A 12,397-nucleotide genomic window follows, 5' to 3' on the forward strand; every position below is an offset into this window, starting at 1 on the left:
AATGAATAAGGAAGGATGAACCGCATGATTACCGCCAATGCAAAATCAAAAAAGTCGTTAAAGCATGGGATTATTGATTGCGATTTTCACCAAACCTTAAAAAGTTATGACGACTTAAAGCCTTATCTTCCCAGGGTATGGTGGCCCCGGTTGAGCGCTCCCGAGGCTTCGCTGCCCATAACAATTTTTAAACCCATTCCATTGTCCCGCAGGGATGCGTCGCCGGGCAACGGATTGCCTGCCGGTTCAGACCCGGAATATGCCATATCCGATGCGCTTGACCGCTACAATATCAGCAAAGCGATTCTTACGGGCAGCCTGCTTACGATCTCCGCTCACAATAACCCGGATTACGCGGCGGCTGTGGCCTCGGCATTCAATGACTATACGCTCGACACATGGATTCCGACGGACGATCGTTGGCTGGCCTCGATCCTTGTAGCTACCCAGGATCCGCTCCTGGCGGCAAAGGAAATCGACCGTCTCGGTTCGCATCCGAAAGTCGTTCAAGTGATTATGGCCGTCTCGTCAAGAGAACCTTACGGGCAGCGCCGTTATTATCCAATATATGAAGCGGCTGTGCGCAACAATCTGGTCGTTGCGTTCCACGGCGGCGGCGAAGGAGACGGGATCAATCCTCCCATTTCGGCAGCGGGTTATCCGACAACGAATTTTGAACGCCATAATATTTTGGCGATCCATCATATGTCGCAGATCAACAGTATTGTTTGCGAGGGTGTATTTGAAACCTTCCCAACCCTGAAAATCGCCTTCATTGAGGGAGGCTTGGCATGGGTGCCGCATCTGATGTGGAGAATGGACAAAAATTTCAGGGCCATGCGCAGCGAAGTTCCGTGGCTGAAAAAGAAACCAAGCGAATATATCATTGAACATTGCCGCTTTACAACACAGCCTATCGAGGAGCCGAGCAATCAGGAGCTCATCCAAATGCTCAGCATGATGCGGGCGGAGAAAACCGTCATGTTTGCAACCGATTACCCACATTGGGACAATGACACTCCAACCTTCGTCCTCCAAAAACTGCCGGAGGAGCTGCGCCGCCGTATAGCCTTTGAGAACGCTGCCGAACTGTATGGGCTGACGGACAGCTATTCCGTAGAGGAAGAAGGTGGCCTGACAGGATGAAGCACGTTGCAGCGGAAGTCGGAGAGATCGCAGTCGGAACATGCAAGATCATCAGCATTGAAGGGCGAAGCATCGGGATTTATTACGATGGCGAGCGTTATCATGCCATTCGCAATGTGTGCCCGCATGAACAGGCGGAGCTGTGCAAAGGCCATTTTTCGGGAACCACGTTGACTTCCAAACCGCATGAATACATTTACGGTATGGAAGGAGAAATTCTGGTTTGTCCTTGGCATGGATGGGAATTCAATGTAAAGACAGGAGCGTCGCTCGTCGATCCGGACAGGTACAGGGTAAAGGTATACGATGTTTCCGTTGAAGAGGACAGAATTGTGGTGCACGTTTAAATTGCCGGACAAATAACTTGGGCCGGACCAATAAATTTGGGCCGGCCAGATTAACCTAAGGAGTGAGATCATTATGGCAGTAAATGAAGTGAAACCTGCAGAGCCTAAAATCAAAATGAAGCGCAGCATTATTGATGTCGACATTCATAATTATACCCCACTTGATGTGATCAAGCAGTATTTGCCCCGGGCTTACCGTGATCAAATCGATTTGTGGGGGTGGCGGCTCCCGGGCTCTTTATATCTGAACGGGGGAATTAAAGTGGGCCAGATGGCCGACTCTGTTCCTCCTGGCGGAGGCTTTCCCGGAAGCGACCTGAATTTCATGAGAGAACAGCTGTTGGATCCGTATCAAATCGAGTATGGGATATTAACCGGCAGCGATTACTCGTGTCAGGCTTCGCCCGATCTCGATTACGCCGCTGCGATCAGCACCGCGATTAATGAATACACATTGGAGCATTGGCTTGCAAAGGACAGCAGGCTGAAAGGGTCCGTATTTATTCCTAAGCAGGATCCGCTGCAGTCCGCAAAAGAAATTCGCCGTGTCGGTTCTCATCCGGATATGGTTCAAGTCATTGTGTCCAGCGGGGCTGAAAAACCGTACGGGCACAGATACTACCATCCGATTTACGAAGCCTGCGTCGAGCATAATCTTCCTTTTACGATTCATGTCCTGATGGAAGGGGTCGGCATTAACGGGCCGAATACCGGCGCCGGTTACGTCAGCTATTACCCCGAGTATCGGGCCAGCAGACCGATGGTGATGGCGGCGCACCTGGCGAGCTTTATCTATGAAGGCGTTTTCGAAAAATTTCCGACCTTAAAGGTCGTTCTTCAGGAGGCAGGCGTGTTTTGGCTTGCGCCGTATTTATGGAAGCTGGACGAGGATTGGAAAGCGCTGCGCTTCCAAACGCCATGGGTGAAGAAAAAACCGAGCGAATATTTCCGCAGCAATGTGCGAGTGTCCTCGCAGCCGCTTGAGCCGACGCCGAATCCGGAGACGTTTACCCAAATGATGAACGCCGTTTATGCCGACGAGGTCTTAATGTTCTGCACGGATTACCCGCACTGGGATTTTGACTCGCCTGTGAGAGCGTTTCCCAAGTTGGAAGATTCATTATGGGAGAAAATTTTTTATCAGAATGCAGCTGATCTATATGGTCTGCCGGCAAGAGGAGCTCGAAAGGAAGGTGCAAAGTGATGTCTGTTTTTCTGGTTGGCAAGGCATCGGAAATTCCTGAAGGAAAGAAAAAGATCGTTGAAGCGAATGGCCGAAGCATCGGTGTTTATAACATCGCGGGGCAATTTTATGCCATCCGCAACACTTGCCCGCATCAGGGAGCGGCTCTTTGCGCCGGCCTTACGGCAGCATATATTACCTCTACGGGTCCTGGCCACTTTGAATACGAACGTGACGGCGAGATTGTAAGATGCCCATGGCACCAATGGGAATTCGACATTAAAACGGGCTGCATGATCGTGGATCCTAAGATGAGAACGAAGAGCTATGAAGTAACCGTCGAGCGCTACGATGTATCCATTGAAGACAATGAGGTATACATCCATCTGTAACAGCGATGACCATAAAGCCGGCTCGACTTTGACTAAATGCGCGAAGTGAATTTAAATCATAGACTGCCCGTGATCGATCGGGATCACGGGTAGTCTAAATGGGGGAAATATTCATGCAGCAAAAGCAAGAATCAAAAAAAACATCGACCAAGGCACTTGTTGCGAGTTTGATCGGAAGCTCGATCGAGTGGTACGATTATTTTCTCTATGGAACGCTTGCAGCACTTGTATTCAATAAAATATTTTTCCCTACGATCGATCCTGTCGTGGGTTTGATGCTCGCTTACACCTCGTTTGCCCTTCCGTTCTTTATTCGCCCGCTGGGCGGCGTCATCTTCAGCCATATAGGGGATAAAATCGGACGAAAAAAAACGCTTGTTCTCACATTAGGATTGATGGGAGGCGCCACGGTTTTAATCGGTTTGCTTCCTTCGTATGAAACGATTGGCGTATGGGCTCCGATTTTGCTTATTACCTTAAGGCTTATACAGGGGCTTGGCATCGGAGGAGAATGGGGCGGCGCCTTGCTGCTCGCGGTCGAGTATGCGCCTAAAGGAAAAAGGGGTTTCTTTGGAAGCGTGCCGCAAATGGGGGTTACCATCGGCCTGCTTCTCGGTACAATATCGATTACGCTGATGACTGCCCTGCCTGAAAACCAATTTTTGGCATGGGGCTGGCGTGTGCCGTTTATTTTAAGCGCCGTGCTCGTTCTGCTCGGGTTATGGATCCGGAAGGGGATCGATGAAACACCCGCGTTTAAGGAAGCCAAAGAAAGCGGAAACATAGCCAAGGTTCCGATTGTCGACACGTTCCGTTACCATTGGAAATCCGTGCTCATTGCCGTGGGTCTCAAAGCCGGAGAAACGGCTCCGTTTTATATTTTCTCGACGTTCATTATTTCCTACGCCACGGGGCATCTGGGATTCACAGCTACACCGGTGCTGAATGCAGTGACCATCGGAACGTTAATTACAACCATCGCGATTCCTTTTATGGGGGCTTTTTCCGATAAAGTGGGACGAAAACCCTTGTTCATCTGGGGAATCGTTGCCATTGTTTTGTATGCGTTCCCATATTTCTATATTCTTTCGCTGGGCTCGACGCTGTGGTTAACGATTGCGACCATCATCGGATTAGGCATCTTGTGGGCTCCGGTTACGGCTGTGCTGGGGACGCTTTTTTCCGAAATTTTCAGTACGAACGTTCGGTACACGGGCGTAACCGTCGGCTATCAATTAGGGGCTGCATTGGCTGGAGGCACCGCTCCTCTGATTGCTACGGCGCTGATGAACGGTTTTAACAATTCCTGGGTGCCCGTTGCGGTCTACATGATGGTGATCGGATTACTGTCTCTTTTTGCGATATTCAACACGCGAGAAACGAAAGATCTCGCTTTTGAGAGCAACGAAATTGAAAGTACAGAACAAGAGTTTATTCTGATCGCGCAGGGTGAAGTGCAGAAGAGTTAGCGGACTTGCTGCAGGCGACAGGTTAACCTGTCGATACTCATCATCACCGCGCCGAACTGCAAGGATCATACGGGGCTGCATAGGAAAAAGGTTCAACCGGTCAGGTCTGATCTGACCGGTTGTTTGCATTCTCCTTGTTCATGACATCGCGGAACGTCTCCATGAAAGCAGTGACGGCTTTCGATAAATATCTGCCTTTGCGGTAAGCGATCACCAGAGTCCGCGTGGGCCGGATCGTCAGCGGCAGGTAAGCCGGCGCGAACTCGCTATGTCGTCCCCGGGACACCATAAGCGGCACGAAAGCAATACCCATCCCTGCGGCTGCAAGGGATTGAACGGTTTCGATATTGCTGCTCTCGAACACGATGTTGGGAGTAAATCCGGCCTGCTGACACAAATCGAGCGTAATTTGGCGGAAGCCCTGTCCTTTTTTCAGCGTAATGAAAGGTTCGTTCCTCAGTTCGGCGATATCAACCGCTTTGGCCTGTCCATCGGCGCTGTATTGGGCTAACGGATGCGTCTTCGGAACGGTCAGCACAATTTCCTCTTCGATCACGGCTTCATAGTCGAGCGTTTCATCGATAAGCGGCAGCGACAGGAGGCTAATATCGGCCTGCCCGCTTGCGGTCAGCTGCTCCAGATTGGTCGTCGTCTCCTCCACAAGGACGATATCGATCTCCGGATAGCGCGCCTGGAACGCCGGCAGCACCAAGGGCAGCACATGGGCGCCCGTAATGGGCAGGCTGCCGACGACCAGCCTGCCTTTGCGCATTTGGGAGATGTCCTCCATCTCTTTTTTGAGTTGCTCGACCATGTCGAGTATTTTTTGTGCCTTCTCGACAAACAGGGTTCCGGCATAAGTGGCTTCCACGGAGTTCGTGGTTCTCTGAAACAAAAGGACGCCGATTTCTTTCTCCAGTTTGGACAGCTGTTGGCTGAGCGAGGGCTGGGCGATATGCAGCTTTTCGGCGGCCCTGGAAAAGTTTTTGTCTATGGCGATTTGCAGTGCGTATTGCAGTTGTCGAAGCTCCATCATCACCGCTCCTTTACGATTGCTTATAATCAAAAACTATCAATCTTATAGATATTATATCTTGGATCAATGAAGATGGAAATGGTACGATATTACGCATAGGATGCATCATATTATATTGAGGTGGAACCGATGGCAAAAACAATTATCGAAAAAATTTGGGATAACCATGTCATTCATTCGGAACCGGGCAAACCAAGCATTATTTACATCGATCTTCATTTGGTTCACGAAGTGACTTCCCCGCAAGCGTTCGAAGGTCTTCGCATGGCCGGCCGCAAAGTGCGCCGTCCGGATCTGACGTTCGCGACAATGGATCACAACGTCCCGACGAAAGACCGTTTCAACATTACCGATCCGATCTCCAAGCAGCAGATCGACACGCTTGCCAAGAACTGTGCTGATTTCGGCGTGAAGCTGTTTGACCTGAACCACATCGATCAAGGCGTTGTACACGTTATGGGTCCTGAAGTGGGACTGACGCATCCGGGCAAAACGATCGTGTGCGGCGACAGCCATACGTCCACGCACGGTGCGTTCGGCGCGCTGGCATTCGGAATCGGAACCAGCGAAGTGGAGCACGTGCTCGCAACGCAATGCTTGCAGCAGGCAAAACCCAAGACGCTGGAAGTGCGCATCAACGGCAAGCTGAGACCGGGCGTCACGGCGAAGGACTTGATTCTCGGCGTTATCGCCAAATACGGCACGGACTTCGCTACCGGCTATGTCATTGAGTACACGGGCGAAGCGATCCGCGGCTTGTCCATGGAAGAACGTATGACGGTCTGCAACATGTCCATCGAAGCCGGAGCAAGAGCCGGTTTGATCGCTCCGGACGAAACGACGTTCGAATACCTGCGCGGCCGCGACTATGTACCGAAAGGCGAAGCGTTCGATCAAGCGGTTGCCCGGTGGAAGCAGCTGGTTACGGACGAGGGAGCTGTTTACGATCGCGTAGTGGAATTCGACGCGGACAGCCTGATTCCTCAAGTCACCTGGGGTACAAGCCCGGGCATGGGTACGGATATTACGGCCAGCGTGCCGAACCCTGCTGATTTTCCAACGGAAAATGAGCGTAAAGCCGCCGAGAAAGCGCTGGAATACATGGCGCTCACACCGGGAACACCGATGACGGAGATCGCTATCGATTATGTGTTTATCGGCTCCTGTACGAACGGCCGGATCGAGGACCTGCGTGCGGCTGCGGAAGTGGCTCAGGGCTACAAGGTGGCTCCGAACGTTACCGCCATCGTAGTGCCGGGTTCAGGCCGCGTGAAAGCACAGGCGGAAAAAGAAGGACTCGACAAAATCTTTACCGAAGCCGGTTTTGAGTGGCGTGATGCGGGCTGCAGCATGTGTCTGGCGATGAACCCTGACGTGCTTCAACCGGGTCAGCGCTGCGCATCGACCTCCAACCGGAACTTCGAAGGCCGTCAAGGCCGCGGCGGACGTACGCACCTCGTATCTCCGGCAATGGCGGCAGCGGCTGCAATCAAAGGACATTTCACGGATGTGCGCGATTGGAAATTTAAAGTGAAGCAAGAAGCTTAAAATCAATCATTCTCATGTGAGGAGTTAACGACATGGAAGCTTTTAAACAGCATACAGGCCTGGTCGGTCCGGTGGACCGCGTGAATGTGGATACCGACGCTATTATTCCCAAGCAATTTCTGAAGCGCATCGAGCGCTCCGGCTTCGGTCAATTTTTATTCTATGAGTGGCGCTTTGACGAGCAGGGCGCCGTCATTCCGGAATTCAGTCTGAACCTGCCCCGCTATCAGGGCGCTTCGATACTGCTTTCCCGCGCCAACTTCGGCTGCGGCTCTTCCCGTGAGCATGCGCCATGGGCGATTCAGGACTATGGTTTTAAAGTCATCATCGCACCGTCGTTTGCCGACATTTTCTACAATAACTGCTTTAAGAACGGCATTCTGCCGATCAAGCTGAGCGAAGAGCAGGTCGAGGAACTGTTCCAGCGTACGGCAGCGAATGAAGGCTACAAATTGAGCGTTGATCTGGAGAACAAAACGATTAAGGACGGCCAAGGTCTCTCCATCAGCTTCGATCTGGATGAGCATCGCCGCCAATTCCTGCTGCAGGGGCTCGATGATATCGGCCTGACGCTGCAGCATGAAGACAAGATTGCAGCCTATGAAGCGGCTCACCAAGCCTTATAAGCCATTTTTGCAAATGAAAAAGCTGTTGAGAGAATATGCTCAGCAGCTTTTTTGCTGTCCATTTTGTTGTTTGCCGAATGATTTCTTATTGAAGAAAATAACATTAGGGAGATCAGGAAACGAATGAAGATTTTTTACTAAAGGTAAAACAGGGTGGGAATTTACAATCTTATTGATAGGTAATGCCATTTTTCTTTGGTCAAGAGTTTTCTATCAAAGAAAAATGCGATGACAAATACGCGATCGTGTTGATTGGGCACGATAGATGATGAGCCGCCTTATCCGTAGGCGGTTTTCTATTGGTCAAGAATCAACAATAGCAGGAGCATGTTTTTTATTTCCATCTTCCAATGTATATAATAGCATTTGTAGTGTACATAAAGGGGTGAGGGCCATGATTTTCAACAAAATCGGGATCGTCGGCGCGGGCACGATGGGGCAGGGCATTGCCGAAATGCTCGCCGGCAAAGGGCTTGATGTGGTGCTGATCGACCGCACGCCGGAAAAGCTGCTGCAAGCGATGGAGCAAATCGAAATGAGTTTGGATAAGCAGCTGGAAAAATGGGCGATCACCGCCGCGGAAAAGAAGATGATATTATCGAAGATACAAAAAGAAACGTATGTGCACCGAATGATGGAGTGCGATTTGGTCATCGAGTCGATCAATGAGGATTTGGAGCTCAAGAAGCAGCTTTTCCGGCAGCTTGACGATGTGTGTCCTCCAAACATCATTCTGGCCAGCAACACGTCTACGTTAAGTCTGACGGAGCTGGCGGCGGAAACCAAAGCACCCGAGCGGGTGATCGGCCTTCATTTTCTATATCCGGCATCGAAAATCCAGTTGGTGGAAATTATAAGAGCGCTGAAAACGAGTGATGACACCTTCGTCCGCACGAAGCAGTTTGTGGAAGAGACGATTCAAAAACGCGGGATTCAAGTATATGAATCTCCGGGCTTTGTGACGACGAGGCTATTCTGCGTGCTGATCAACGAGGCGATGCATGTGCTTTCCGAGCGGGTGGCCTCTGCAGAGGATATTGATACGGCTATGCGGATCGGATATGATTTCCATTACGGTCCGCTGGAGATGGCTGACCGGTTCGGTCTGGATTCGGTGCTTGCCTCTATGGAACGCATGTTTCGGGAATTCGGGGATGTGAAATACCGGCCGTCTGTACTGCTGAAGCAAATGGTGCGGGCCGGGCAGCTCGGAACGAAAACGGGACAAGGTTTTTTCCGCTACGATAAGGACGGTGACCGGCTATGATCATTCTAGTCGTTAATGCAGGCAGCTCGTCGCTGAAGTTTCAATTATATCAAATGAAGGATGAAACCGTGCTCGCTAAGGGCAAAGTGGAACGCATAGGGATGGAATCGGCGATTTTACACTTTGAACCTGCAGGAAAACAGGAAATCCGGGAAGTGCGGGAAATATTGGAGCATACGACAGCCTTTCGCAAAGTGATGGATATTCTTGTTCATCCGGTTCATGGCATCCTCCAGTCCGTGGATCAAATTGAAGCGGTCGGGCACAGGGTTGTGCATGGGGGGGAGTCGTTTTCCGGCTCCGTTTTGGTGGACGAGGAAGTCAAACGCGAAATCAAACGCCTGTTCGACTTGGCTCCGCTGCATAACCCGGCGCATATACTGGGGATCCAGGCCGTGGAAGCGAATATGCCCGATATCCCGCAGGCCGTTGTCTTCGATACGGCGTTTCATCAGACGATGCCGCCGACCTCTTATTTGTACCCGATTCCGATGGTGCTCTATAAAAAACACAAAATCCGCCGTTACGGCTTTCACGGCATGTCCCACGCCTATGTGAGCGAACGGGCCGCGGCTTTTCTGGGCCGTCCGCTGAAGGAATTGAAGCTCGTTACCTGTCATATCGGCAACGGCGCCAGCTGCGCAGCCATCTTGGGCGGCCGCTCGATGGATACGAGCATGGGGATGACGCCGCTGGAGGGGCTGATGATGGGTACCCGCAGCGGTGACATCGATCCGGCGATCGTGCCGGTTACGATGAGCAAAGAAGATCTGACGCTGGCGGAAGTGAGTTCGATGTTGAACCGGCACAGCGGGCTCATGGCGATCTCGGGCATCGGAAGCGACATGAGGGAGATCGAGCAGGCGATAAAAACGGGAGACCGCAATGCGTCGCTGGCGTTCGAAATGTACGAATACCGGCTGCGCAAATATATCGGCGCTTATGCCGCCGCAATGAATGGGTTGGATGCCGTTGTGTTTACTGCTGGTGTGGGAGAGAATTCTGCGATGCTCCGGGCTGCGGTTTGCCGGAATTTGAGTTTCCTCGGGATCGAGCTGGATGAGCAAGCGAACGAACGCAAGGAGTCCGGGGAACGGGAAATCACGGCGCCGGAGTCCAAGGTAAAGGCGCTGGTCATTCCCACCAATGAAGAACTCGTCATCGCCAGGGATACATACCGTTTGATTTTACACCGCAATGATGTAGAATAATGAGATAAGGCGAATACCGAACGTCTGTTCATTGATAAATGCTACATAACGAAACACGGGGGAGGATGGTTTCATGAGCCGCAATTTATGTATGATCCGGGACGTGGATCAGCATGTGAACGAAACCGTTACGATCGGATGCTGGCTGCACAATAGCCGATCCAGTGGGAAAATCCGTTTTTTGCAGCTGCGCGACGGTTCCGGTTTTATTCAAGGCGTGGTTGTAAAAAACGAAGTGGATGAGCAGGTATGGGAGGATACGGGCAAGCTTGCGCAGGAGAGCTCCTTGTACATCACGGGCGTAGTGCGTGAAGATGCCCGCAGCAAGGGCGGCTACGAGCTGACGGTTACGGGAGTGGAGATCATTCAGCTCACAAGCGATTATCCGATTACACCCAAGGAGCACGGGGTCGATTTTCTGATGGATCACCGCCACCTGTGGATCCGTTCTCCGCGGCAGCGCGCGATTCTGGTGATTCGGGCGCAAATCATCCGGGCGGTGCAGCAGTTTTTCGATGAGCGGGGCTTTCATCTGGTCGACCCGCCGATCCTGACGCCTTCTTCGGCGGAAGGGACGACGAGCTTGTTCCATACCAAATATTTCGATGAGGATGCATTCCTGACCCAGAGCGGCCAGCTCTACATGGAGGCTGCGGCCATGGCGCTCGGCAGGGTTTATTCGTTCGGGCCAACGTTTAGGGCGGAGAAGTCCAAGACGCGCCGTCATTTGATCGAGTTCTGGATGATCGAGCCGGAGATGGCCTTCTTCACGCATGAGGAAAACCTTGAAATACAGGAGCAATTTGTCGCCTACATTGTGAAGTCGGTGCTGGAGCACTGTCGCAGGGAGCTTGAGGTGCTGGGGAGGGACGTATCCAGGCTGGAGGGCATCGAGGCTCCTTTTCCGCGCATTACATACGACGAGGCGGTTAAATTTCTGCAGGAGAACGGCCATGAAATCCAATGGGGGGAAGACTTCGGCGCTCCCCACGAAACGGCGATAGCCCAACAATATCATAAGCCGGTGTTTATTACTCATTATCCGACGGACATTAAGGCGTTCTACATGAAGCCGGATCCTGCACGGCCTGAAGTGGTGCTGTGCGCAGATTTGATCGCGCCGGAAGGATATGGGGAAATTATCGGCGGCAGCCAGCGGATCGACGATCCGGAGCTGCTGGAGCAAAGGTTTCAGCAGCACGAGCTGTCGAAGGAAGCGTATCAGTGGTATCTCGACCTGCGCAAGTACGGATCGGTGCCGCATTCCGGCTTCGGTCTGGGGCTGGAGCGCACAGTGGCCTGGATATGCGGTCTCGACCACGTTCGCGAGACGATTCCGTTCCCGCGGCTGCTGTACCGTTTATACCCGTAATATCCGAAAGGAAGGGCTTGCATGAGAAGGAGCGAACAAGATACGAAGGAGCTGCCGTCCGTGCTGCTCGCGGGCTGGCAGGAGGGGAACGTGAATGTTCCTTATTGGCTGCTCCGGTATTACACGCAGCTTCGGCTGCAGGAGCAGGATGTCATGCTGATTCTTCACGTTATGGCTTTCAAGCAAAAGGAAAACAAGGATTTTCCGACGTTCGAGGAGATCCAGTCGCGCATGTCGATCCCGCAGGAGAAGGTCATTGCCGTCCTGCAAAAGCTGCTGAAGGAAGGGCTGCTGAGGATTGACGAGGAGACGGATCCGTTATCTGCGGTTCACAGCGAGAAATATAATTGGCAGCCGCTGATGGAGCGGCTGGCGGAGTGCCGCCTGGAAGAGCTGCTGGAGGAACGCGCGGCCTTGCGCAGGCAAGCGGGTGCAGACGCATCCGGAAAAAAGGATATCTTTACCATCTTCGAAAAAGAGTTCGGGCGTCCGCTTACCCCGATGGAGCTGGAGTCGATCTCGGGTTGGATGGATAAAGACGGATATCCCGAGGAGCTTATTCTTGCCGGGCTGAAGGAAGCGGTATTCGCAGGAAAGGTGCATTTTCGTTATATCGACCGGATTCTTCTGGAATGGCAGCGAAACCGGATCAAAACCGTAGAACAGGCGAAGGAGCATTCCCAGAAATTCCGTGCACGTTAACCAAGAGACAGCAGGGGTTGTCCCGGGCTGTTCATGAAATCCCTCAAAGGGAAGGACCAAGAGTGTCCTCCTCTTTGAGGGATTTTTTTTTGTATTGC

The 12,397-nt window shown here is 52.0% G+C and carries 12 protein-coding genes; 11 read left to right on the plus strand and 1 reads right to left on the minus strand.

The features are described 5' to 3' along the window. The first annotated feature begins 24 nt into the window (after positions 1-24). The 5 genes from IJ22_RS05065 (at position 25) to IJ22_RS05085 (ending at position 4,537) form a co-directional block, all read left to right on the plus strand. On the plus strand, positions 25-1,146 hold the full coding sequence (locus IJ22_RS05065; RefSeq protein WP_062407719.1) for an amidohydrolase family protein: 1,122 nt from the start codon (positions 25-27) through the stop codon (positions 1,144-1,146). Next, positions 1,143-1,493 (plus strand): Rieske (2Fe-2S) protein, encoded by a 351-nt coding sequence (locus tag IJ22_RS05070; RefSeq protein ID WP_054818094.1) that lies wholly within the window; start codon positions 1,143-1,145, stop codon positions 1,491-1,493. The genes IJ22_RS05065 and IJ22_RS05070 overlap by 4 nt, the downstream gene beginning before the upstream one ends. Before the next feature lie 73 nt (positions 1,494-1,566). Further along, complete coding sequence (locus IJ22_RS05075) at positions 1,567-2,697, plus strand: amidohydrolase family protein (RefSeq protein ID WP_062407721.1); 1,131 nt, start codon at positions 1,567-1,569, stop codon at positions 2,695-2,697. After that, positions 2,697-3,068, plus strand: coding sequence for a Rieske (2Fe-2S) protein (locus tag IJ22_RS05080; protein WP_054818095.1), 372 nt, complete (start codon positions 2,697-2,699; stop codon positions 3,066-3,068). Before IJ22_RS05075 ends, IJ22_RS05080 begins: the two co-directional genes overlap by 1 nt. 113 nt (positions 3,069-3,181) lie before the next feature. Continuing rightward, positions 3,182-4,537: an MFS transporter gene (locus IJ22_RS05085; RefSeq protein ID WP_062407723.1), complete on the plus strand. Its 1,356-nt coding sequence runs from the start codon at positions 3,182-3,184 to the stop codon at positions 4,535-4,537. 100 nt (positions 4,538-4,637) lie between these two features. Here the strand turns inward: IJ22_RS05085 and IJ22_RS05090 are convergent, their stop codons facing one another. After that, the gene (locus IJ22_RS05090) at positions 4,638-5,570 is read right to left on the minus strand and encodes a LysR family transcriptional regulator (RefSeq protein ID WP_062407725.1); all 933 of its coding nucleotides are present in this window, start codon (positions 5,568-5,570) and stop codon (positions 4,638-4,640) included. Positions 5,571-5,702: 132 nt separating this feature from the next. Between IJ22_RS05090 and leuC the strand changes: the two genes are divergently transcribed. From leuC to IJ22_RS05120, 6 genes are all read left to right on the plus strand, one after another. Beyond that, the gene (leuC, locus tag IJ22_RS05095) at positions 5,703-7,121 is read left to right on the plus strand and encodes a 3-isopropylmalate dehydratase large subunit (RefSeq protein ID WP_062407726.1); all 1,419 of its coding nucleotides are present in this window, start codon (positions 5,703-5,705) and stop codon (positions 7,119-7,121) included. Between the two features lie 32 nt (positions 7,122-7,153). Beyond that, complete coding sequence (gene leuD / locus IJ22_RS05100; protein WP_062407728.1) at positions 7,154-7,747, plus strand: 3-isopropylmalate dehydratase small subunit; 594 nt, start codon at positions 7,154-7,156, stop codon at positions 7,745-7,747. A gap of 394 nt (positions 7,748-8,141) precedes the next feature. Then, positions 8,142-9,014: a 3-hydroxyacyl-CoA dehydrogenase family protein gene (locus IJ22_RS05105; RefSeq protein WP_054818096.1), complete on the plus strand. Its 873-nt coding sequence runs from the start codon at positions 8,142-8,144 to the stop codon at positions 9,012-9,014. After that, positions 9,011-10,225, plus strand: a complete 1,215-nt coding sequence (locus tag IJ22_RS05110; protein WP_062407730.1) for an acetate/propionate family kinase — start codon at positions 9,011-9,013, stop codon at positions 10,223-10,225. Before IJ22_RS05105 ends, IJ22_RS05110 begins: the two co-directional genes overlap by 4 nt. Positions 10,226-10,298: 73 nt before the next feature. Beyond that, positions 10,299-11,597 carry an asparagine--tRNA ligase gene (asnS, locus tag IJ22_RS05115; RefSeq protein ID WP_062407731.1) on the plus strand — a complete coding sequence of 433 codons (1,299 nt, stop codon included), beginning with the start codon at positions 10,299-10,301 and terminating at the stop codon, positions 11,595-11,597. A 21-nt stretch (positions 11,598-11,618) separates the two neighbouring features. Next, positions 11,619-12,299, plus strand: coding sequence for a DnaD domain-containing protein (locus tag IJ22_RS05120; RefSeq protein WP_062407733.1), 681 nt, complete (start codon positions 11,619-11,621; stop codon positions 12,297-12,299). The last annotated feature ends 98 nt before the right edge of the window (positions 12,300-12,397 follow it).

The sequence above is a fragment of the Paenibacillus naphthalenovorans genome, from assembly GCF_001465255.1.
GTDB classification, from domain to species: domain Bacteria; phylum Bacillota; class Bacilli; order Paenibacillales; family NBRC-103111; genus Paenibacillus_G; species Paenibacillus_G naphthalenovorans.

Excerpts from the sequence above, each read along its gene's own strand:
- IJ22_RS05070 (WP_054818094.1), top strand. The coding sequence starts at position 1,143 with ATGAAGCACGTTGCAGCGGAAGTCGGAGAGATCGCAGTCGGAACATGC.
- IJ22_RS05080 (WP_054818095.1), top strand. The coding sequence starts at position 2,697 with ATGTCTGTTTTTCTGGTTGGCAAGGCATCGGAAATTCCTGAAGGAAAG.
- IJ22_RS05085 (WP_062407723.1), top strand. The coding sequence starts at position 3,182 with ATGCAGCAAAAGCAAGAATCAAAAAAAACATCGACCAAGGCACTTGTT.
- leuC (WP_062407726.1), top strand. The coding sequence starts at position 5,703 with ATGGCAAAAACAATTATCGAAAAAATTTGGGATAACCATGTCATTCAT.
- IJ22_RS05110 (WP_062407730.1), top strand. The coding sequence starts at position 9,011 with ATGATCATTCTAGTCGTTAATGCAGGCAGCTCGTCGCTGAAGTTTCAA.
- leuD (WP_062407728.1), top strand. The coding sequence starts at position 7,154 with ATGGAAGCTTTTAAACAGCATACAGGCCTGGTCGGTCCGGTGGACCGC.
- IJ22_RS05120 (WP_062407733.1), top strand. The coding sequence starts at position 11,619 with ATGAGAAGGAGCGAACAAGATACGAAGGAGCTGCCGTCCGTGCTGCTC.
- IJ22_RS05075 (WP_062407721.1), top strand. The coding sequence starts at position 1,567 with ATGGCAGTAAATGAAGTGAAACCTGCAGAGCCTAAAATCAAAATGAAG.
- IJ22_RS05065 (WP_062407719.1), top strand. The coding sequence starts at position 25 with ATGATTACCGCCAATGCAAAATCAAAAAAGTCGTTAAAGCATGGGATT.
- IJ22_RS05105 (WP_054818096.1), top strand. The coding sequence starts at position 8,142 with ATGATTTTCAACAAAATCGGGATCGTCGGCGCGGGCACGATGGGGCAG.
- IJ22_RS05090 (WP_062407725.1), bottom strand. The coding sequence starts at position 5,570 with ATGGAGCTTCGACAACTGCAATACGCACTGCAAATCGCCATAGACAAA.
- asnS (WP_062407731.1), top strand. The coding sequence starts at position 10,299 with ATGAGCCGCAATTTATGTATGATCCGGGACGTGGATCAGCATGTGAAC.